At 61.3% G+C, this 20,361-nt stretch carries 22 protein-coding genes; all 22 read left to right on the plus strand.

What is annotated here, in order from left to right:
• The first annotated feature begins 10 nt into the window (after nt 1-10).
• Nucleotides 11-307, plus strand: coding sequence for a flagellar protein FliT (locus Q8X48_RS06040; RefSeq protein WP_407799431.1), 297 nt, complete (start codon nt 11-13; stop codon nt 305-307).
• A gap of 172 nt (nt 308-479) precedes the next feature.
• On the plus strand, nt 480-1,955 hold the full coding sequence (locus Q8X48_RS06045; RefSeq protein WP_095963843.1) for a sigma-54 dependent transcriptional regulator: 1,476 nt from the start codon (nt 480-482) through the stop codon (nt 1,953-1,955).
• A 128-nt stretch (nt 1,956-2,083) separates the two neighbouring features.
• Nucleotides 2,084-3,289 carry a sensor histidine kinase gene (locus Q8X48_RS06050; RefSeq protein WP_193601790.1) on the plus strand — a complete coding sequence of 402 codons (1,206 nt, stop codon included), beginning with the start codon at nt 2,084-2,086 and terminating at the stop codon, nt 3,287-3,289.
• Entirely contained in the window at nt 3,290-4,675 is a 1,386-nt protein-coding gene (locus Q8X48_RS06055; protein ID WP_407799432.1) for a sigma-54-dependent transcriptional regulator, read from the plus strand.
• 238 nt (nt 4,676-4,913) lie between these two features.
• Nucleotides 4,914-5,240 carry a flagellar hook-basal body complex protein FliE gene (fliE, locus tag Q8X48_RS06060; RefSeq protein ID WP_102674967.1) on the plus strand — a complete coding sequence of 109 codons (327 nt, stop codon included), beginning with the start codon at nt 4,914-4,916 and terminating at the stop codon, nt 5,238-5,240.
• A 16-nt stretch (nt 5,241-5,256) separates the two neighbouring features.
• Nucleotides 5,257-7,044 carry a flagellar basal-body MS-ring/collar protein FliF gene (fliF, locus tag Q8X48_RS06065; RefSeq protein WP_218501875.1) on the plus strand — a complete coding sequence of 596 codons (1,788 nt, stop codon included), beginning with the start codon at nt 5,257-5,259 and terminating at the stop codon, nt 7,042-7,044.
• Complete coding sequence (gene fliG, locus Q8X48_RS06070) at nt 7,037-8,056, plus strand: flagellar motor switch protein FliG (RefSeq protein ID WP_126052867.1); 1,020 nt, start codon at nt 7,037-7,039, stop codon at nt 8,054-8,056. Before fliF ends, fliG begins: the two co-directional genes overlap by 8 nt.
• Nucleotides 8,057-8,060: 4 nt before the next feature.
• On the plus strand, nt 8,061-8,858 hold the full coding sequence (fliH, locus tag Q8X48_RS06075) for a flagellar assembly protein FliH (protein ID WP_407799433.1): 798 nt from the start codon (nt 8,061-8,063) through the stop codon (nt 8,856-8,858).
• Entirely contained in the window at nt 8,848-10,206 is a 1,359-nt protein-coding gene (gene fliI / locus Q8X48_RS06080; protein WP_407799434.1) for a flagellar protein export ATPase FliI, read from the plus strand. Before fliH ends, fliI begins: the two co-directional genes overlap by 11 nt.
• Nucleotides 10,207-10,212: 6 nt before the next feature.
• Nucleotides 10,213-10,662 (plus strand): flagellar export protein FliJ, encoded by a 450-nt coding sequence (fliJ, locus tag Q8X48_RS06085; protein WP_407799435.1) that lies wholly within the window; start codon nt 10,213-10,215, stop codon nt 10,660-10,662.
• A 137-nt stretch (nt 10,663-10,799) separates the two neighbouring features.
• On the plus strand, nt 10,800-11,099 hold the full coding sequence (locus tag Q8X48_RS06090) for an STAS domain-containing protein (protein WP_126046775.1): 300 nt from the start codon (nt 10,800-10,802) through the stop codon (nt 11,097-11,099).
• A 5-nt stretch (nt 11,100-11,104) separates the two neighbouring features.
• Complete coding sequence (locus tag Q8X48_RS06095; protein WP_407799436.1) at nt 11,105-12,811, plus strand: ATP-binding SpoIIE family protein phosphatase; 1,707 nt, start codon at nt 11,105-11,107, stop codon at nt 12,809-12,811.
• A 30-nt stretch (nt 12,812-12,841) separates the two neighbouring features.
• Nucleotides 12,842-13,192, plus strand: a complete 351-nt coding sequence (locus Q8X48_RS06100) for an Hpt domain-containing protein (protein ID WP_015096245.1) — start codon at nt 12,842-12,844, stop codon at nt 13,190-13,192.
• Between the two features lie 100 nt (nt 13,193-13,292).
• Nucleotides 13,293-14,639, plus strand: a complete 1,347-nt coding sequence (locus Q8X48_RS06105; protein ID WP_407799437.1) for a flagellar hook-length control protein FliK — start codon at nt 13,293-13,295, stop codon at nt 14,637-14,639.
• A gap of 181 nt (nt 14,640-14,820) precedes the next feature.
• The gene (fliL, locus tag Q8X48_RS06110; protein ID WP_095963853.1) at nt 14,821-15,324 is read left to right on the plus strand and encodes a flagellar basal body-associated protein FliL; all 504 of its coding nucleotides are present in this window, start codon (nt 14,821-14,823) and stop codon (nt 15,322-15,324) included.
• Nucleotides 15,325-15,333: 9 nt separating this feature from the next.
• Nucleotides 15,334-16,302, plus strand: coding sequence for a flagellar motor switch protein FliM (gene fliM, locus Q8X48_RS06115; RefSeq protein ID WP_008052878.1), 969 nt, complete (start codon nt 15,334-15,336; stop codon nt 16,300-16,302).
• 66 nt (nt 16,303-16,368) lie between these two features.
• Complete coding sequence (fliN, locus tag Q8X48_RS06120) at nt 16,369-16,815, plus strand: flagellar motor switch protein FliN (RefSeq protein WP_095963854.1); 447 nt, start codon at nt 16,369-16,371, stop codon at nt 16,813-16,815.
• Nucleotides 16,816-17,271, plus strand: a complete 456-nt coding sequence (gene fliO, locus Q8X48_RS06125) for a flagellar biosynthetic protein FliO (RefSeq protein WP_407799438.1) — start codon at nt 16,816-16,818, stop codon at nt 17,269-17,271.
• On the plus strand, nt 17,271-18,029 hold the full coding sequence (gene fliP / locus Q8X48_RS06130) for a flagellar type III secretion system pore protein FliP (RefSeq protein ID WP_015096239.1): 759 nt from the start codon (nt 17,271-17,273) through the stop codon (nt 18,027-18,029). Before fliO ends, fliP begins: the two co-directional genes overlap by 1 nt.
• A complete protein-coding gene (gene fliQ / locus Q8X48_RS06135) occupies nt 18,026-18,295 on the plus strand; it encodes a flagellar biosynthesis protein FliQ (RefSeq protein ID WP_057398373.1) in 270 nt (89 codons plus the stop codon). The genes fliP and fliQ overlap by 4 nt, the downstream gene beginning before the upstream one ends.
• 3 nt (nt 18,296-18,298) lie before the next feature.
• Nucleotides 18,299-19,081 carry a flagellar biosynthetic protein FliR gene (fliR, locus tag Q8X48_RS06140; RefSeq protein ID WP_407799439.1) on the plus strand — a complete coding sequence of 261 codons (783 nt, stop codon included), beginning with the start codon at nt 18,299-18,301 and terminating at the stop codon, nt 19,079-19,081.
• A gap of 3 nt (nt 19,082-19,084) precedes the next feature.
• Nucleotides 19,085-20,224 carry a flagellar biosynthesis protein FlhB gene (gene flhB, locus Q8X48_RS06145; protein ID WP_102699423.1) on the plus strand — a complete coding sequence of 380 codons (1,140 nt, stop codon included), beginning with the start codon at nt 19,085-19,087 and terminating at the stop codon, nt 20,222-20,224.
• Nucleotides 20,225-20,361 lie beyond the last annotated feature (137 nt).

A 20,361-nucleotide genomic window follows, 5' to 3' on the forward strand; every position in this document is an offset into this window, starting at 1 on the left:
GGAGAGCACCATGAGTCTTGTACTGCGCCGAATCGAAGAAGCCCGTGAGGGTCTGGTGGATGCATTAGCCAAGCGAAACTGGGAAGCCATCGGTGAATTGGACCTGGCTTGCCGTTCCTGTGTGGAAGACGTCTTGAGTGAAGCTTCAGTGAACGAGGCCGAGTTGCGCGATAACCTGGAGGAGTTGCTGGGTGTGTACAAGCAGCTTCTTGAGGTGGCTACTGGGGAGCGACAAGCGATAGTCGAAGAGATGTCGCAGATCACCCAAGCACAAAAGGCATCAAAGGTTTACCATCTGTTTGGTTAATTGACGCTAGTTAATCCAGACATAGTGCGCCATAAATTTGACTGTGAACGGTTTTTTGACTTAACTAGTGGCTGGTTCCAGATTTCAGTCGTCTTCAGGCATAACGTGTCTGCAAGCGTCTAGCTTGCCCCAGCATTTTGGGCATTGAGTTGACTAGGGAAGTTGCTATTGCATGTGGCGTGAAACCAAAATTCTGCTGATTGATGACGATAGCGTCCGCCGCCGCGACCTGGCGGTGATTTTAAATTTTCTTGGCGAAGAAAATTTACCCTGCGGTAGCCATGACTGGCAGCAGGCTGTCGGCTCTTTGTCGTCAAGTCGTGAAGTAATCTGTGTCCTGATCGGGACGGTCAATGCTCCTGGTGCACTTCTGGGCTTGCTAAAGACACTCTCGACCTGGGATGAGTTCCTTCCGGTTTTGTTAATGGGCGATAATTCTTCCATTGACCTGCCGGAAGACCAGCGTCGCCGGGTGCTTTCGACCCTCGAAATGCCGCCCAGCTACAGCAAGTTGCTCGATTCGCTGCACCGTGCCCAGGTCTATCGCGAGATGTACGACCAGGCCCGCGAGCGCGGTCGTCATCGCGAACCCAATCTTTTCCGCAGTCTTGTCGGCACCAGCCGGGCGATCCAGCACGTCCGCCAGATGATGCAGCAAGTCGCCGATACCGATGCCAGCGTGCTGATCCTCGGTGAGTCCGGCACCGGCAAGGAAGTGGTTGCGCGCAACCTGCATTACCATTCCAAGCGCCGTGAAGCGCCGTTCGTGCCGGTCAACTGCGGGGCGATCCCGGCCGAGTTGCTGGAAAGCGAATTGTTCGGTCATGAGAAGGGCGCCTTCACCGGGGCAATCACCAGCCGTGCCGGTCGATTCGAGCTGGCCAATGGCGGCACCCTGTTCCTCGATGAAATCGGTGACATGCCGCTGCCGATGCAGGTCAAGCTGCTGCGCGTATTGCAGGAGCGCACCTTCGAGCGCGTGGGCAGCAACAAGACCCAGAGCGTCGACGTGCGCATCATTGCCGCGACCCACAAGAATCTCGAAAGCATGATCGAGATTGGCACCTTCCGCGAAGACCTGTACTACCGCCTGAATGTGTTCCCGATCGAGATGGCGCCGCTGCGAGAGCGCGTCGAGGACATTCCGCTGCTGATGAACGAGCTGATCTCGCGCATGGAGCACGAGAAGCGCGGTTCGATCCGTTTCAACTCGGCGGCGATCATGTCGCTGTGCCGGCATGGCTGGCCGGGCAACGTCCGTGAACTGGCCAACCTGGTGGAGCGCATGGCGATCATGCATCCATACGGCGTGATCGGTGTGGTCGAGTTGCCGAAGAAATTCCGCTACGTCGACGATGAAGACGAGCAAATGGTCGACAGCCTGCGCACCGATCTGGAAGAGCGCGTGGCCATCAACGGCCATACGCAGGACTTCACGGCCAGCGCCATGTTGCCGCCGGAGGGCCTGGACCTGAAGGACTACCTCGGTGGCCTGGAGCAAGGGTTGATTCAGCAGGCGCTGGATGATGCCAATGGCATCGTGGCGCGCGCGGCCGAGCGCCTGCGTATTCGTCGTACCACGCTGGTGGAAAAGATGCGCAAGTACGGCATGAGTCGTCGTGATGGAGACGAACAGGCGGATGATTGACGCCTGTTTTTCAAACCGTTCATTTATAAGAAGTTTTTTTTAGGCATGGGTATTGCTTTGTCCCTCGCAACGTTCCGTTTCACTGACGGTCAGCCAAGCGAGAGAGCACAATGCCCCCATCCGCCCAGATATCTCCTGCCTCAGATGCTTTTGGGGATGCTTCGCGGCAACCGTCGTCCGTAGAGCAGGCGAGCCGTCTGGGCCTTGAGCAGGCATTCGCGCTGTTCAATCAGATGTCCAGTCAGTTGACCGATTCCTACAGCATGCTTGAAGCCCGGGTCACCGAGCTCAAGGGTGAGCTGGCGGTGGTCAGCGCCCAGCGCATGCAGGAGCTGGCGGAAAAAGAACGCCTGGCCAACCGCCTGCAAAATCTCCTTGATCTGTTACCTGGCGGTGTCATCGTCATCGACGCCCAAGGCATCGTGCGCGAAGCCAATCCGGCGGCGTGCGAGTTGCTGGGCCTGCCGCTGGAAGGTGAATTGTGGCGCCACGTCATTGCCCGCTGTTTTGCGCCGCGCGAAGACGATGGCCATGAGGTCTCCCTCAAGGATGGCCGGCGTCTGTCGATCGCCACGCGCTCGCTGGACGCCGAGCCAGGCCAGTTGGTGTTGCTCAATGACCTGACTGAAACCCGCCATCTGCAGGATCAATTGGCTCGGCATGAGCGTCTGTCGTCGTTGGGGCGCATGGTCGCTTCCCTGGCTCATCAGATACGCACGCCGCTGTCCGCCGCGTTGCTGTACGCCAGTCATTTGGCCGAGCAAGCGTTGCCGGTCGCTACCCAGCAGCGCTTTGCCGGGCGTCTCAAGGAGCGCCTGCACGAGCTCGAGCACCAGGTGCGCGACATGCTGGTGTTTGCTCGTGGTGAGTTGCCGCTGACCGACCGCGTAACCCCTGGCCAACTGATGCAATCGCTGCAGGCGGCCGCACTGACCCACGTGCAGGATCTGCCGATCCGCTGGCAGTGCGACAGTCATTCGGGGGAGTTGCTGTGCAATCGCGACACCCTGGTCGGCGCGATCCTCAACCTGATCGAAAACGCCATTCAGGCCGGTGCCGGTCAATTGCGCCTGAAGATTCACCTCTACACCCGCGGCAACACCCTGCGCCTGTGTGTCAGTGACAGTGGCTCGGGTATCGATGCCGCGGTTCTGGCGCGATTGGGCGAACCTTTTTTTACCACCAAAACCACCGGAACAGGTCTTGGTCTGACCGTGGTCAAGGCAGTGGCCCGTGCGCATCAGGGAGAATTGCAGCTGCGTTCGCGGCTCGGTCGCGGCACTTGCGCGCAGGTGATCCTGCCGCTGTTCAGCAGCGCTCAGGGGGCGACATAGATGGGCATCAAGGTTCTGTTGGTCGAGGACGACCGTGCGTTGCGCGAGGCACTGGCTGATACGCTGTTGCTCGCGGGGCACGATTACAAGGCGGTGGGTTCGGCGCAAGAGGCGTTGGTTGCCGTTGGCGCCGAGGCCTTCAGCCTGGTGGTCAGCGACGTCAACATGCCGGGCATGGACGGCCACCAGTTGCTGGGCCTGCTGCGAGCGCGGCAGCCGCAGTTGCCGGTGTTGCTGATGACGGCTCACGGTGCGGTCGAGCGTGCGGTCGATGCGATGCGCCAGGGGGCGGCGGACTACCTGGTCAAGCCATTCGAGCCCAAGGCGTTGCTTGATCTGGTGGCGCGCCATGCCCTGGGCAGTCTTGGCCTGGCCGAGGGTGAGGGGCCGGTAGCGTTCGAGCCGGCGAGCGCGCAGTTGCTCGAGCTGGCGGCGCGGGTTGCGCGCAGTGATTCCACGGTGTTGATCTCGGGGGAGTCGGGCACGGGCAAGGAGGTGCTGGCGCGTTACATCCATCAGCATTCTCATCGGGCCAGTCAGCCGTTCATTGCGATCAATTGCGCCGCGATCCCGGACAACATGCTCGAAGCGACGTTGTTCGGTCACGAGAAGGGTTCCTTTACCGGCGCCATTGCGGCGCAAGCCGGCAAGTTCGAGCAGGCCGACGGCGGCACCCTGCTGCTCGACGAAATTTCCGAGATGCCCCTGGGACTCCAGGCCAAATTGCTGCGCGTGCTGCAGGAGCGCGAGGTCGAGAGGGTTGGGGCGCGTAAACCGATCACGCTGGATATTCGCGTGGTGGCGACCACCAACCGCGACCTGGCGGGTGAAGTGGCGGCGGGGCGTTTTCGCGAAGACCTCTATTATCGCCTGTCGGTGTTTCCGCTGGCCTGGCGTCCGCTGCGCGAGCGCACCGCTGACATTCTGCCGTTGGCCGAGCGTCTGTTGGCCAAGCACGTCAACAAAATGAAGCATTCGACTGCCAGGTTGTCGCCCGAGGCTCAGGCGTGCCTGATCGGTTATCCGTGGCCAGGTAACGTGCGTGAGCTGGACAACGCGATTCAGCGCGCGCTGATATTGCAGCAGGGCGGTCTGATCCAGCCGCAGGACTTCTGCCTGGCCGGGCCGGTGGTCTGTGCTCCGTTGCCTGTGTCGGTTGCGGCGCCGGTGCGGTCAGTGGAGGTCGAGTCCGAGTCGGCCGGTGCGCTGGGGGATGACCTGCGTCGCCGTGAGTTCCAGATGATCATCGATACCCTGCGCGCCGAACGCGGTCGGCGCAAAGAGGCGGCCGAGCGCCTGGGGATCAGCCCGCGCACCCTGCGCTACAAGCTGGCGCAGATGCGTGATGCCGGCATGGATGTGGAAGCCTTTCTGTTCGCCACCTGATTCGTGAGCTGGACAACCATTCATGCCGCAACACAATCCCTGTGGGAGCTGGCTTGCCAGCGAAGGCTGCGTCACGGCCACCATCGATTCGCTGGCAAGCCAGCTCCCACAGAAGTTTGCATGGAGTCGGGGAAGGGCTTTTGTTCAGCGTGGCCATGGAGCTGGCACCCTTGTTGCTAACACCTCATGACCCGCCGAGTGAGTGTCAAAAAATTGCGGGTCGTCAAAGAGAGAAACCATGAGCCAAGGTATTGAATTCAATCGGTTGATGCTGGATATGCGCGCCATGCAAATGGATGCCATGTCTGCGCCGAAATCGACTGCCGCCCCTGAAGTGGCGGGCAGCAGCTTTTCCGACATGCTCGGCCAGGCCGTCAATAAAGTGAACGACACCCAACAGGCTTCCACTCAGTTGGCCAGCGCCTTCGAAATCGGCAAAAGCGGCGTCGACCTGACAGACGTGATGATTTCCTCGCAGAAGGCCAGTGTGTCATTCCAGGCGTTGACCCAGGTGCGCAACAAGTTGGTTCAGGCCTACCAAGACATCATGCAGATGCCGGTTTAAAGGACGAGATTGAGTCATGGCAGAAGCAGTCGCCGATAACGTTCCGGCCAAGGCCACTCCAATAGACGGCAAACCGCCGCTGTTCGGGTTGTCCTTCCTGGAAAACCTTTCCGAGATGACCATGTTGCGTCAGGTGGGCCTGTTGGTCGGTCTGGCGGCGAGCGTGGCGATTGGTTTTGCCGTGGTGTTGTGGTCTCAACAGCCGGACTACCGGCCTCTGTACGGCAGCCTTGCCGGCATGGACGCCAAGCAGGTCATGGATACCCTGGCCTCCGCCGATATTCCGTATACCGTCGAACCCAATTCCGGTGCCTTGCTGGTCAAGGCCGAGGACCTGTCCCGTGCGCGGCTCAAACTCGCGGGCGCTGGTGTCACTCCCAGCGACGGCAACATCGGTTTTGAAATCCTCGACAAGGAGCAGGGGCTGGGCACCAGCCAGTTCATGGAAGCGACCCGCTATCGTCGCGGCCTCGAAGGCGAACTGGCCCGCACCATTTCCAGCCTGAACAACGTCAAGGGTGCCCGCGTGCACCTGGCGATCCCGAAGAGTTCGGTGTTCGTGCGCGACGAGCGCAAGCCGAGCGCTTCGGTGCTGGTTGAACTCTATTCCGGTCGCTCCCTCGAGCCAGGCCAGGTCGTGGCGATCATCAACCTGGTGGCGACCAGCGTTCCCGAACTCAGCAAGTCGCAGATCACCGTTGTCGACCAGAAGGGCAACCTGCTCTCGGATCAGGCGGAGAACTCCGAACTGACCATGGCCGGCAAGCAGTTCGACTACAGTCGCCGCATGGAAAGCATGCTCACCCAGCGCGTGCACAACATCCTGCAGCCGGTGCTGGGCAACGATCGCTATAAAGCCGAAGTGTCCGCCGACGTGGACTTCAGTGCGGTCGAGTCGACTTCCGAGCAGTTCAATCCGGATCAACCGGCGTTGCGCAGCGAGCAGTCGGTGAACGAGCAACGTACCGCCAGCAATGGTCCGCAGGGCGTGCCGGGTGCCTTGAGCAACCAGCCGCCATCGCCGGCCTCCGCGCCGCAAACCACAGGCGGCACGCCGGGTGCAGCTGGCATGGTGCAGCCAGGCCAGCCACTGGTTGATGCCAATGGCCAGCAAATCATGGACCCGGCCACCGGTCAGCCGATGCTCGCCCCGTACCCTGCGGACAAGCGTCAGCAATCGACCAGGAACTTCGAACTCGACCGTTCCATCAGCCACACCAAACAGCAGCAGGGCCGGTTGAATCGCCTGTCGGTGTCGGTGGTGGTCGATGATCAGGTCAAGATCAACCCGGCCAACGGCGAAACCACCCGTGCGCCCTGGACCGCCGATGAATTGGCGCGCTTCACCCGTCTGGTGCAGGACGCCGTCGGTTTCGACGCCAGCCGTGGCGACAGCGTCAGTGTGATCAACATGCCGTTCTCCGCCGAGCGCGGTGAGGTGATTGCCGATATTCCGTTCTACTCCCAGCCGTGGTTCTGGGACATCGTCAAGCAAGTGCTGGGTGTGCTGTTCATTCTGGTGCTGGTGTTCGGTGTCCTGCGTCCGGTGCTCAACAACATCACCGGTGGTGGCAAAGGCAAGCAGCTGGTCGGTATCGGCAGCGACGTCGAGTTGGGTGGCATGGGTGGTCTGGATGGCGAACTGGCCAACGACCGTGTCAGCCTCGGTGGCCCGACCAGCATTCTGCTACCGAGCCCGAGCGAGGGTTATGACGCTCAGTTGAACGCAATCAAGAGTCTGGTGGCAGAAGACCCGGGTCGGGTGGCCCAGGTCGTGAAAGAGTGGATTAACGCAGATGAGTGATAACCGAGCCGTTGCCGCCAAACTGTCCAAGGTCGACAAAGCCGCAATCCTGTTGCTGTCCCTTGGTTCCACCGACGCGGCCCAGGTGCTGCGCCACATGGGGCCCAAAGAGGTTCAGCGCGTGGGTGTGGCCATGGCCCAGATGGGTAATGTGCACCGCGAGCAGGTCGAGCAGGTGATGAGCGAATTCATCGATATCGTCGGCGACCAGACCAGCCTGGGCGTCGGTTCCGACGACTATGTGCGCAAAATGCTCACCCAGGCCTTGGGCGAAGACAAGGCCAACGGCCTGATCGACCGCATCCTGCTCGGTGGCAACACCAGTGGCCTCGACAGCCTGAAGTGGATGGAGCCGCGCGCCGTCGCCGACGTGATCCGTTATGAGCACCCGCAGATCCAGGCGATCGTGGTGGCCTACCTCGATCCGGACCAGGCCGGCGAAGTGCTCGGCAACTTCGACCACAAGGTGCGACTGGACATCATCCTGCGCGTGTCCTCGCTGAACACCGTGCAACCGGCGGCCCTGAAAGAACTCAACCAGATTCTCGAGAAGCAGTTCTCCGGCAACTCGAATGCCTCGCGCACCACTCTGGGTGGCATCAAGCGTGCGGCGGACATCATGAACTTCCTCGACAGCTCGATCGAAGGCCAGCTCATGGATTCGATCCGCGAAGTCGACGAAGACCTGTCCGGGCAGATCGAAGACCTCATGTTCGTGTTCAACAACCTGGCCGATGTCGACGACCGCGGCATCCAGGCGCTGCTGCGCGAGGTGTCCTCCGATGTGCTGGTGCTGGCCCTCAAGGGGTCGGACGAAGGGGTCAAGGAGAAGATCTTCAAGAACATGTCCAAGCGTGCCGCCGAACTGTTGCGCGACGACCTGGAAGCCAAGGGCCCGGTGCGCGTCAGCGACGTGGAAACCGCGCAGAAGGAAATCCTCACCATCGCCCGTCGTATGGCTGAAGCCGGAGAAATCGTTCTCGGCGGCAAGGGTGGCGAGGAAATGATTTAACACCATGGTCAAGAATGATGATGCACCCACTGACCTGATCCGGGCCAGGGATGTCAGTGGCTTCGATACCTGGGCGTTGCCCAGTTTCGACCCGCCGGAACCCGAGCCGGAACCTGAGCCTGAACCCGAGCCGCCGGAAATGGAGGAAGTGCCGCTGGAGGAAGTCCAGCCACTGACTCTCGAAGAACTCGAAAGCATTCGCCAGGAAGCCTACAACGAAGGTTTCGCGGTGGGTGAGAAGGAAGGTTTCCACAGCACCACGCTCAAGGTCCGCCAGGAGGCCGAAGTGGCCCTGACCGCCAAGATCAGGGCGCTGGAGCAATTGATGACGCATCTGTTCGAGCCCATCGCCGAACAGGACACCCAGATCGAAAAGTCCCTGGTCGACCTCGTGCAGCACATCACCAGACAGGTGATCCAGCGCGAACTGGCCATCGACTCGACACAGATCGAACACGTCATGCGCGAAGCGCTCAAGCTCCTGCCGCTGGGCGTGGGCAATGTGCGGCTGTACATCAATCCGCAGGATTTCGAACAGGTCAAAGCCCTGCGCGAACGCCATGAAGAAACCTGGCGCATCGTCGAAGACGAGTCGTTGTTGCCCGGCGGCTGCCGGGTCGAAACAGAGCACAGTCGCATCGACGCCACGGTGGAAACCCGCGTCGCGCGGGTGATGGACAAGCTGTTCGACCAGTTGCACGAGCAGGCCCTGCACCCGGCCGCGCCAGACCTGAGCCTGGAACTGCCGGTCGACAGCAAGCCTGCTGCCGCGCCAGAGCCGGATGCACCTGATGCGCCTTGAACGCACCAGCTTCGCCAGGCGCCTGGGCAGCTACGCCGAGGCCACGGAACTGGAGGGCGCACCGATCCTCGAAGGCCGTCTGCTGCGCATGGTCGGCCTGACCCTCGAAGCCGAAGGCCTGCGCGCCGCCATGGGCAGCCGCTGCATGGTCATCAATGACGACAGCTATCACCCGGTGCAGGTGGAAGCCGAGGTCATGGGCTTCTCTGGCAGCAAAGTCTTTCTGATGCCGGTCGGCAGTGTCGCCGGCATCGCACCCGGCGCCCGAGTGGTGCCGTTGGCGGACAACGGTCGCCTGCCCATGGGCATGAGCATGCTCGGAAGGGTGCTCGACGGTGCCGGTCGCGCACTGGACGGCAAGGGCGGGATGAAGGCCGAAGACTGGGTGCCGATGGACGGCCCGACCATCAACCCGCTCAAGCGCGAGCCGATCAGCGAACCGCTGGACGTGGGCATCCGTTGCATCAACGGCATGTTGACGGTCGGCCGCGGCCAGCGGCTCGGCCTGTTCGCCGGTACCGGTGTCGGTAAATCGGTGTTGCTGGGGATGATGACGCGCTTTACCGAGGCCGACATTATCGTCGTTGGTCTGATCGGTGAGCGGGGTCGTGAGGTCAAGGAATTCATCGAGCACATCCTCGGTGAAGAAGGACTCAAGCGTTCAGTGGTCGTGGCGTCCCCGGCGGACGATGCGCCGCTGATGCGATTGCGCGCCGCCATGTACTGCACGCGTATCGCCGAATATTTCCGCGACAAGGGCAAGAATGTCCTGTTGCTGATGGATTCCCTGACCCGTTTTGCCCAGGCCCAGCGGGAAATCGCCCTGGCCATCGGCGAGCCACCGGCGACCAAGGGCTATCCGCCATCGGTGTTCGCCAAATTGCCGAAACTGGTGGAACGGGCCGGTAACGCAGAAAAGGGCGGCGGTTCGATCACCGCGTTCTACACCGTGCTGTCCGAAGGCGACGACCAGCAGGACCCAATTGCCGACTCGGCACGAGGAGTACTCGACGGGCACATCGTGCTGTCCCGGCGCCTGGCCGAGGAGGGGCATTACCCGGCCATCGATATCGAAGCGTCCATCAGCCGGGTCATGCCGGCGGTGGTGTCGTCGGAGCACATGGCTCGTGCGCAATATTTCAAGCAGTTGTGGTCGCGTTATCAACAGAGTCGCGACCTGATCAGCGTCGGCGCCTATGTCGCCGGCGGCGATCGCGAGACCGACCTGGCGATTTCCCTGCAACCGCAATTGGTCAAATACCTGCGGCAGGGCCTCAACGACAGCATCAGCCTGGGTGAAAGCGAAGCGTATCTCGCCTCGATCTTCGCACCCGCGGCGAGCGGTTAAGCGGTCATGGCCCAGAGTCGGGCAGGAAGGCTGGCGCCGGTGGTGGAAATGGCCGAAAAGGCCGAGAAAGCCGCGGTTCAGCGCCTGGGGCACTTTCAAGGGCAGGTTCGTCTGGCGCAAAGCAAGCTCGCCGACCTCGAAGCCTTCCGCCTCGACTATCAGGAACAATGGATCGTGCGCGGCAGTGGCGGCGTCTCGGGCCAATGGCTGCTGGGTTATCAGGGCTTCCTGGCGCAGCTGGGCACGGCCATCGACCAGCAGCGGCAAAGCCTGGCCTGGCATCAGAACAACCTGAACAAGGCCCGGGAAACCTGGCAGCAGGCATTTGCCCGGGTCGAAGGCCTGCGCAAGCTGGTTCAGCGCTATGCCGATGAGGCACGGGCGCTCGAAGACCGGCGCGAACAAAAGTTGTTGGACGAATTATCCCAACGATTGCCACGGCAGGATCAGTATTGAATCGGGTGGACCGCGTTATCGTTCATCGCGGGCAAGCCACGCTCCCACAGGATTTGCGCCATTTCCTGCCTTGCCCCAACCTCTACCAGCTGCTAAACCTTGTACAGCAGGTTTACAAATGACAAGGAAGCCATGACATGCCAGTTGTTACAGAAGTATCACCCGATGGGCGAAAGCTGACGATCTCGGTCAAGGGGCGTTTCGATTTCGCCAAGCATCAGGAGTTTCGTCAGTCCTACGAAGATAAAGAGCTATCGGCGGTTGTGGTCGACCTGAAAGACGCCACTTACCTCGACAGCTCGGCCCTGGGCATGCTGCTTTTGCTGCGCGATCACGCCGGTGGCGACGACTCCGATGTGCGCGTGGTCAACAGCAATACCGACGTGCGCAAAATCCTCGCCATCTCCAACTTCGACAAACTGTTCGACATCAGTTGATTGCCATGCAGCCACTGGAGTCGCTGACGATCCTGATTGCCGAGGACAGCGCTGCCGATCGCCTGCTGTTGGCGAGCATCCTGCGCCGCCAGGGGCACGACGTGCTGACGGCGGCCAACGGCGCCGAAGCGGTCGACGCGTTTCGCCAGCAATCACCGCACCTGGTGTTGATGGATGCGATGATGCCGGTCATGGACGGCTTCGAGGCGGCCCGGCAAATCAAGGCCCTGGCCGGGGAAACCCTGGTGCCGATCATCTTCCTCACGTCCTTGTCCGAAAGCGAGGCGCTGGCCCGTTGTCTGGAGGTCGGCGGTGACGACTTTCTGGCGAAACCCTATAACCAGGTGATTCTCGCGGCCAAGATCAAGGCGATGGATCGCTTGCGGCGCCTGCAGGACACCGTTCTGCAGCAGCGAGACCAGATCGCCAGGCACCACGACTACCTGCTCAACGAGCAGCGTGTGGCCAAGGCGGTTTTCGACAAGGTGGCGCACGCCGGCTGCCTGAACGCCGCGCCGAACATCCGTTATTTGCAATCACCCTATGCGTTGTTCAACGGCGACCTGTTGCTGGCCGCGTTCACCCCGGCCGGCGACATGCACGTATTGCTGGGCGACTTCACCGGCCACGGTCTGCCGGCAGCCGTGGGCGCCATGCCCCTGGCCGAAGTCTTCTACGGGATGACCGCCAAGGGCTATGGCCTGGCGCAAACCCTGCGTGAAATGAATGCCAAGCTCAAGCGCATCCTGCCGGTGGACATGTTCTGCTGCGCCACGATGCTGTGCCTGAGTTTTCAGCGTCGTTCAGTGGAGGTCTGGAACGGTGGAATGCCCGACGGTTACCTGCATCGCATTACCAGTGGCGAGCGCACCCCTCTGCCGGCGCGGCACCTGCCTTTGGGGGTGCTGAGCCCGGAATCCTTCGACGAGCGCACCGAAGTATTTCCCATGGCGCTCGGGGATCGGGTGTTCCTCCTGTCCGATGGGGTGATCGACACCTGCGGCGCCAATGAACAGTTGTTTGGCGTGCAGCGATTGCAGCAGGTGTTCGCCGCCAATCGTCAGCCGGCTGCGCTGTTCGAAGAGATCGAGCAGGCGCTGCGCGATTTCGGTGGTCAAGCGCGCGACGATGTCAGCATGGTCGAAATCAGCCTGCTGGAGTCGGAGCAGGTCACGCCACCGGCATTGGTCTACTCCGACAGCGGCCAGTCGTGTCCGCTGGACTGGTCGGTGAGCTTCGAGTTCCGCGCCGCTACGCTCAAGCGATACAACCCCTTGCCCTATCTGTTGCAGTTGCTGCTTGAGGTGCATGGCCTTCGGGCTCAGAGCGGTGCGCTTTACAGTGTGTTGGCGGAGCTCTATTCCAATGCGCTGGAGCATGGCGTGCTGGGGCTGGATTCGAGCCTCAAGCGCAATGCATCGGGTTTTGCGCGATATTATCAAGAGCGCAATGCCCGGCTCGGCGAGCTGCAGGAAGGCTATGTGCGGGTCCATTTGCAGGTGGCGCCGACAGATGACGGCGGTTGCCTGACGATTCAGGTCGAAGACAGTGGCGAGGGGTTCGATGTCGAGCGGGTGATGGAAAGGCCATTGGACGCCATCCGCCTGTCGGGACGCGGGATCAGCCTGATCCGCCAGTTGGGGCGTAATGCCCGCTGGACCGACAATGGTCGAAGTGCACGCGTGGAGTTTGTCTGGGAGGCTCTGGCATAATCCGCGCATTCTTGATCAAGGAGTGAGCAAGTGGACGACACACATGTGGATCGCAGCGCGTTGAGTGCATTGCGGGAAGTGATGGAGGAGGGTTATCCGGATCTGCTGGATATCTTTCTTGCGGACTCCGAAGAGCGCCTGAAAGTCCTGAGAGCGGCTGACAGTGCCGCACGGCTCGCTGAAACCGCCCATAGCTTCAAGGGCAGCAGCAGCAATATGGGGGCTCTCAGGCTGACCGAACTTTGCCGCCAGCTTGAGCATGAGGCCGCCAGTTTGCCATGCGCGGCCGTTCAGGAACTGGTCGGCAAAATCGACCGCGAATTCGCCAATATCCGCCCTCTCTACGAAGCAGAGCGAAAGCGTTGCTCGGCGAAAATCTGAGCAAGCGCTGCTTTTGGTCTCTATCGAGTGAAACTGGCTCGACCTTTGCAAAGATCTAACCCAACTGTACTTACGAGCCCTGTGCAGCGGAGACCGTTTCATGCCCGTTACCCCCAATATTCTGCTTCAGGCCTCCAGGCAGGCCAAGACTCAGGCTGCCTGCGCCAATCCCCCGGCAGTGGCCGCAGAGCCCGGGGACAAGGCCGCAAGCTTCGCCCGTGTCTACGCCAATCAGGCCCAAAGCAAGCCCAATGCGTTGGCCGATGCTTCGTTCAAACCTGATCGCGACAAGACTTCCGGTGTCGGCGCGAAGAAGGACGCTGGCGACGACAAGTCTGCCGCGGGGGAACCAGTGGTTGCCGATGGCGGCAAATCCTTGCCTGCCGACCAATCGGTGCGGGCTGACGACAAGACCGCCGGCGAAGAGGCGTCAGAGGCCGAGCCGGCTCAGGTCGTCGATGCCGCGCCGGTCGATCCGGCGCTTGATCCCGCATTGCCGCAAGCCATACAGCCAGTGGTGTCAGCGTCAGAAGCGCCTGCCGTAGCCGATGCGGTGCAGTCAACGGTTGAAGTGCCGGTTGCTGCGGCGATCTCGGCTGCAAGCGTTTCGACGCCGACCAGCGCTGACGGTGATTTCGATCCCGAGGCCGATCCACTCGACGCCCTGCCGGCGTTACGCCTGGCGATGGAGCAGAGCGGTCACGTGTCGGCTTCCAGTCAAGCGCAACCAAAGGCGGCACCAACACAAGCTGAGGGTGAGCTGACGTCGGCACAAAACTTTGCCGCCGGCATGGCGACCATGCTGGATGTTCAGGCCGACAAGGACAGTACCGGCAAAGGTGACGACAAGGCTTTCAGCGGCTTGATCGATGACGGTCTGAAGGATCTCAAGGCTGCCGGCAGCGACACCCGTGTCGATGATTTCGCCAGCCGTCTGGCCGCGCTGACCCAGGCGGCCACACCGAAGACCGCCAATGCCTTGCCGGTGAACCAGCCAATCGCCATGCACCAGAGCGGCTGGACCGAAGAGGTGGTGAACCGGGTCATGTACCTGTCCAGCGCCAACCTCAAGGCCGCGGACATCCAGTTGCAACCCGCTGAGCTGGGGCGTCTGGACATTCGGGTGAACATGGTTCCCGATCAGCAGACCCAGGTCACGTTCATGAGTGCGCATCCGGGCGTCCGTGAGGCGCTGGACAGCCAGGTCCATCGCTTGCGCGACATGTTTGCGCAGCAGGGCATGGGGCAGGTCGATGTCAACGTTTCGGACCAGTCCCGTGGTTCGCAACAAGGGCAGGAACAAGCCCGGCAAAGCCAGACCGGACGGACCAGCGCCAGCGGCGGCCGTATCGACTCCATGGATGACGACCTGACGCCGGGCGTCGCTGAAGTGGCTGCCAGTACCGCCAGTGTGATCGGCTCCAGCGCGGTCGACTATTACGCCTGATCAAACGCCCCGCCCTGTAGGAGCGAGCTTGCTCGCGATGATCGTTAACGATAACGCGTGTTTACTGGCTAAACGCGGCGCTCTTGAATTCATCGCGAGCAGGCTCGCTCCTACATGGCATAACACTTGCTCTTGCCTTGCCGTGCGACTGTGAAACCCCGAATAGTGACGGATTATTGGCATGGCGAAGAGCGACGCAGCAGTAAAAGACCCCGCAACCAAAGGCAAACTCAAGCTGATCATCCTGATCGTGGTGGCCCTGCTGCTGGCGATCGGTGTGTCCGTGGGCGCGACCTGGTACTTCATGCACAGCGCTCAGAACAAGCCTGCCGCCGCCGTGGTGGACGCCGCTCCCGTCGGCAAGCAGCCAGCGATTTTCGAGCCGATGGCACCGGCTTTCGTGGCCAACTTCAACCAGAACGGCCGCCAGCGCTACATGCAGGTGAGCATCACCATGCTCGCGCGCAACCCGGCGGATCTGGAAGCGCTCAAGGTCCACATGCCGGTGATCCGCAACAACCTGGTCATGCTGTTCTCCGGCCAGGACTTTGCGACCCTCGCGTCGCCGGTCGGTCAGGAAATGCTGCGGCAGAAGGCCACCGCCAGCGTCCAGGAAGTGGCGCAGAAAGAGCTCGGCAAAGTGGTGATCGAACAGTTGCTTTTCACTAATTTCGTACTGCAGTAGGAACACGACATGGCCGTGCAGGACCTGCTGTCCCAGGATGAGATCGACGCGCTGCTGCATGGCGTCGACGATGGTCTGGTACAGACCGAAAACGCTGCCGAACCCGGCGCCGTCAAAAGCTACGACCTGACCAGCCAGGATCGCATCGTCCGTGGACGCATGCCGACCCTGGAAATGATCAACGAGCGTTTCGCCCGTTATACCCGCATCAGCATGTTCAACATGCTGCGTCGCTCGGCAGACGTAGCGGTCGGCGGCGTGCAGGTGATGAAGTTCGGCGAATACGTGCACTCGCTGTACGTGCCGACCAGTCTCAACCTGGTCAAGATCAAACCCCTGCGCGGCACCGCGCTGTTCATCCTCGACGCCAAGCTGGTGTTCAAGCTGGTGGACAACTTCTTCGGTGGCGACGGCCGGCATGCCAAGATCGAAGGGCGTGAATTCACCCCGACCGAACTGCGTGTGGTGCGCATGGTGCTGGAGCAGGCGTTCGTCGATCTGAAGGAAGCCTGGCAAGCGATCATGGAGGTCAACTTCGAGTACATCAACTCCGAAGTGAACCCGGCCATGGCCAACATCGTCGGCCCGAGCGAAGCCATTGTGGTGTCGACTTTCCACATCGAACTCGATGGCGGTGGTGGCGACCTGCACGTGACCATGCCGTACTCGATGATCGAGCCGGTGCGCGAGATGCTCGACGCCGGCTTCCAGTCGGACCTCGACGATCAGGATGAGCGCTGGGTCAACGCCCTGCGTCAGGACGTGCTGGACGTCGACGTGCCGATCGGTGCGACGGTAGCCCGCCGTCAATTGCGCCTGCGCGACATCCTGCACATGCAGCCGGGGGATGTGATCCCGGTCGACATGCCGGAAGAAATGATCATGCGCGCCAACGGCGTGCCGGCTTTCAAGGTCAAGATGGGTTCGCACAAGGGCAACCTGGCGTTGCAAGTGATCGAGCCGATCGAGCGCCGTTGACCGGCGCTCTTACCCATTCGCGACTAACCGAATTCTGAACTTTTGCTCGCCGAGGACACTGACATTATGAACACGCAAGACGACCAGGCCCTGGCCGATGAGTGGGCCGCGGCCCTGGAAGAAACCGGTGATGCCGGGCAGGCCGACATCGACGCATTGCTTGCCGCCGATTCCGCCAATTCCGCGTCCAACCGCCTGCCAATGGAAGAGTTCGGCAGCGTGCCGAAAAACAACGATCCGGTGAGCCTCGAAGGCCCGAACCTGGACGTGATCCTCGATATCCCGGTGTCGATTTCCATGGAGGTGGGCAGCACCGACATCAACATCCGTAACCTGCTGCAACTGAACCAGGGCTCGGTGATCGAACTGGATCGCCTGGCCGGCGAGCCGCTGGACGTGCTGGTCAACGGCACGCTCATCGCCCACGGCGAAGTGGTGGTGGTCAACGAGAAGTTCGGCATCCGCCTGACGGACGTGATCAGCCCAAGCGAACGCATCAAGAAGCTGCGCTGAGTGAAAAAGTTTCTCGGGGCTGTGCTGGGGAGCGCGCTGGCCATGCCGTTCAGCGTGCTGGCGGCCGAGCCGGTCGCTACGGCGACCACGGCTGCTGCGCCCGCGGTGAGCAGCGGGGTGGCTGGGCAACTGACGCAACTGGTGTTCGGCCTGCTGCTGGTGCTCGGGCTGATCTTTCTCCTCGCCTGGCTGTTGCGTCGGGTCCAGCAGGCCGGTCCGGCCGGCAAGGGGCAGGTGATCGAGATTGTCGGCTCCCGCGCGCTGGGGCCGCGCGACCGCCTGATGCTGGTGCAGGTCGGCAACGAGCAGATTCTGCTTGGCCTGAGCCCAGGCAGCATCACTGCGCTGCACGTCCTCAAGGAGCCGGTGCAGGTGCCGGGCACCGAGAAGCCGACACCGGAGTTTGCGCAGCGCCTGCTGGAAATGCTGGGTAAAGATCAGAAGGATAAGAAGTAATGGGTGCGCTACGCATCGTCTTGACGCTGGCCCTGATGCTGGCCGCACCGCTGGCATTCGCCGCCGATCCGCTGTCGATCCCGGCCATCACCCTGGGCACCAATGCGCAGGGTGCGCAGGAATACTCGGTCAGCCTGCAAATCCTGTTGATCATGACCGCGCTGAGTTTTATCCCGGCGTTTGTCATGCTGATGACCAGCTTCACCCGGATCATCATTGTCTTCTCGATCCTGCGCCAGGCCCTGGGCCTGCAGCAGACGCCGTCGAACCAGATCCTCACCGGCATGGCGCTGTTCCTGACCCTGTTCATCATGGCGCCGGTGTTCGACCGGGTGAACCAGGACGCCTTGCAACCCTATCTGGCGGAAAAACTGACGGCTCAGGATGCGGTCGCCAAGGCGCAGGTGCCGATCAAGAATTTCATGCTCGCCCAGACCCGCACCAGCGATCTGGAGCTGTTCATGCGCCTGTCCAAGCGCACTGACATCGCGACACCGGATCAGGCGCCGTTGACCATCCTGGTACCGGCCTTCGTGACCTCCGAGCTGAAAACGGCGTTCCAGATCGGCTTCATGATCTTCATTCCGTTCCTGATCATCGACCTGGTCGTGGCCAGTGTGCTGATGGCCATGGGTATGATGATGCTCTCGCCGCTGATCATTTCCCTGCCGTTCAAGATCATGTTGTTCGTGCTGGTGGATGGCTGGGCGCTGATCATCGGCACCCTGGCCAGCAGCTTTGGTGGTGTGTCGCCATGACCCCTGAAGTCGCCGTAGATATTTTCCGCGAAGCCCTGTGGTTGACCACCATGATGGTTGCCGTGCTGGTGATTCCGAGCCTGCTGGTGGGGCTGCTGGTAGCGATGTTCCAGGCCGCCACCCAGATCAACGAACAGACCCTGAGCTTTTTGCCGCGCCTGTTGGTGATGCTGGTGACGCTGATCGTCGGCGGTCCGTGGCTGGTACAGACCTTCATGGATTACATCCTGCAGCTGTACGGCAGTATTCCTCAGGTCATCGGCTAAACCATGTCACTGCTAGCGCTGACCGATACGCAGATCAGCACCTGGGTGGCGACTTTCATGTTGCCGCTGTTTCGTGTCGGCTCCCTGCTGATGGTCATGCCGGTGTTTGGCACGACCCTGCTGCCTCGGCGCATCCGCCTGTATTTCGCGCTGGCCATTACCGTGGTCATCGCGCCGGGGCTGCCACCGATGCCGCCAGTCAATCCCCTGGATCCGAGCGGGCTGTTGCTGATCGCCGAGCAAATCCTCATCGGCGCGGTGATGGGGTTTTCCTTGCAACTGTTCTTCCAGGCCTTTGTGGTGGCCGGGCAAATTGTCGCCATCCAGATGGGCATGGGTTTCGCTTCGATGATCGACCCGGCCAACGGCGTCTCGACGGCGGTGATCGGGCAATTTTTCACCATGCTGGTGACGCTGCTGTTCCTGTCCATGAACGGTCATCTGGTGGTGTTCGAGGTCCTCACTGAAAGCTTCACTACGTTGCCGGTGGGTGGCGGCCTGATGGTCAACCATTACTGGGAGCTGGCCGGCAAGCTCGGCTGGGTGCTCGGTTCGGCGTTGTTGCTGGTGTTGCCGGCGGTCACCGCACTGCTGGTGGTCAACATCGCGTTTGGCGTCATGACCCGGGCGGCGCCGCAACTCAATATTTTCTCGGTCGGCTTCCCGCTGATCCTGGTCCTGGGGCTGTTTATCGTCTGGGTCGGGCTGGCGGACATTCTCAATCAGTATCAACCGCTGGCCACCGAGGCCTTGCAGTTGTTACGCGAAATGGCGCGGGCGAGCTGAGTCATGGCTGAGAGCGAAAGCGGTCAGGACAAAACAGAAGACCCCACGGAGAAGCGCAAGCAAGACTCCCGTGAAAAGGGTGAGATAGCGCGGTCCAAGGAGCTCAACACCCTGGCGATCATGTTGGTTGGTGCCTCGGCCTTGCTGATTTTTGGCGGCGCCATGGCGCAGGACATGATGGAGCTGATGCGCATCAACTTCTCGCTGCCGCGGGAAGTGATTCTGGATCAGCGCTCAATGGCCAACTACCTGATGCGCTCGGGACAAATTGCCCTGTGGTCGATCCAGCCGGTGATGATCACCTTGGTGCTGGCCGCCATCATCGGTCCGATCTCCCTGGGGGGCTGGCTGTTCGCGGCAAGCTCAATGGCGCCCAAGTTCAGCCGCTTGAACCCCGGTCCCGGCCTCAAGCGCATGTTCTCGACCAAGTCGCTGGTCGAGCTGCTCAAGGCCCTGGCCAAGTTCATCATCATCCTGTTCGTGGCGCTGGCGGTGTTGTCGTCGGACATCGACGACCTGCTGCGTATCGCCCATGAACCCCTGGACATGGCAATCATCCACAGCCTGCAAGTGGTGGGCTGGAGCACCTTGTGGATGGCGTGCGGGCTGATCCTCATCGCTGCGGTCGATGTGCCGGTGCAGCTCTGGGAAAGCCACAAGAAACTGCTGATGACCAAGCAGGAAGTGCGCGACGAGCACAAGGACCAGGAGGGGCGGCCGGAGGTCAAGCAGCGGATTCGACAGCTGCAGCGTGAGATGTCTCAGCGGCGGATGATGGCCGCCATTCCCGAGGCTGACGTGGTCATCACCAACCCGACGCACTACGCCGTGGCGCTCAAGTACGACCCGGAGAAGGGCAGTGCCCCGGTGCTGCTGGCCAAGGGCAGTGACTTCCTGGCCCTGAAGATCCGCGAGATCGCCGCGGCCAACGAGATCCTGCTGCTGGAGTCACCGGCGCTGGCGCGCTCGATTTATTACTCCACCGAACTGGAGCAGGAAATCCCCGGCGGGCTCTATCTGGCGGTCGCGCAGGTACTGGCCTACGTCTATCAGATTCGACAGTACCGGGCGGGCAAGGGCAAACGACCGGATCCGCTCAAGGATGACCTGCCGATTCCGCCGGATTTGCGCCGCGATTCCTGAGTCTAGCGCTCCCACAGGTTCGGCGATAACTTGTGGGAGCGTGGCTTGCCCGCGATGACGTCAGCCCAGGCAGCACATATCCCACTGAAAAATCGCTCTATTTCTCCCTTTGCAAAAGTTGGAAAGCTTCTTGCAGT

The sequence above is a fragment of the Pseudomonas sp. QLc11A genome, assembly GCF_052112305.1.
Taxonomy (GTDB): Bacteria; Pseudomonadota; Gammaproteobacteria; order Pseudomonadales; family Pseudomonadaceae; genus Aquipseudomonas; species Aquipseudomonas laurylsulfatiphila.

Bases quoted from the DNA above. Each gene is read 5' to 3' on its own strand.
- fliP (WP_015096239.1), top strand. From the start codon at position 17,271: ATGGGTGCGCTACGCATCGTCTTGACGCTGGCCCTGATGCTGGCCGCA.
- Q8X48_RS06040 (WP_407799431.1), top strand. From the start codon at position 11: ATGAGTCTTGTACTGCGCCGAATCGAAGAAGCCCGTGAGGGTCTGGTG.
- fliI (WP_407799434.1), top strand. From the start codon at position 8,848: ATGCGCCTTGAACGCACCAGCTTCGCCAGGCGCCTGGGCAGCTACGCC.
- Q8X48_RS06095 (WP_407799436.1), top strand. From the start codon at position 11,105: ATGCAGCCACTGGAGTCGCTGACGATCCTGATTGCCGAGGACAGCGCT.
- fliE (WP_102674967.1), top strand. From the start codon at position 4,914: ATGAGCCAAGGTATTGAATTCAATCGGTTGATGCTGGATATGCGCGCC.
- flhB (WP_102699423.1), top strand. From the start codon at position 19,085: ATGGCTGAGAGCGAAAGCGGTCAGGACAAAACAGAAGACCCCACGGAG.
- Q8X48_RS06105 (WP_407799437.1), top strand. From the start codon at position 13,293: ATGCCCGTTACCCCCAATATTCTGCTTCAGGCCTCCAGGCAGGCCAAG.
- fliR (WP_407799439.1), top strand. From the start codon at position 18,299: ATGTCACTGCTAGCGCTGACCGATACGCAGATCAGCACCTGGGTGGCG.
- Q8X48_RS06045 (WP_095963843.1), top strand. From the start codon at position 480: ATGTGGCGTGAAACCAAAATTCTGCTGATTGATGACGATAGCGTCCGC.
- Q8X48_RS06090 (WP_126046775.1), top strand. From the start codon at position 10,800: ATGCCAGTTGTTACAGAAGTATCACCCGATGGGCGAAAGCTGACGATC.
- fliM (WP_008052878.1), top strand. From the start codon at position 15,334: ATGGCCGTGCAGGACCTGCTGTCCCAGGATGAGATCGACGCGCTGCTG.
- fliF (WP_218501875.1), top strand. From the start codon at position 5,257: ATGGCAGAAGCAGTCGCCGATAACGTTCCGGCCAAGGCCACTCCAATA.
- fliJ (WP_407799435.1), top strand. From the start codon at position 10,213: ATGGCCCAGAGTCGGGCAGGAAGGCTGGCGCCGGTGGTGGAAATGGCC.
- fliQ (WP_057398373.1), top strand. From the start codon at position 18,026: ATGACCCCTGAAGTCGCCGTAGATATTTTCCGCGAAGCCCTGTGGTTG.
- fliH (WP_407799433.1), top strand. From the start codon at position 8,061: ATGGTCAAGAATGATGATGCACCCACTGACCTGATCCGGGCCAGGGAT.
- fliG (WP_126052867.1), top strand. From the start codon at position 7,037: ATGAGTGATAACCGAGCCGTTGCCGCCAAACTGTCCAAGGTCGACAAA.
- fliL (WP_095963853.1), top strand. From the start codon at position 14,821: ATGGCGAAGAGCGACGCAGCAGTAAAAGACCCCGCAACCAAAGGCAAA.
- Q8X48_RS06055 (WP_407799432.1), top strand. From the start codon at position 3,290: ATGGGCATCAAGGTTCTGTTGGTCGAGGACGACCGTGCGTTGCGCGAG.
- fliN (WP_095963854.1), top strand. From the start codon at position 16,369: ATGAACACGCAAGACGACCAGGCCCTGGCCGATGAGTGGGCCGCGGCC.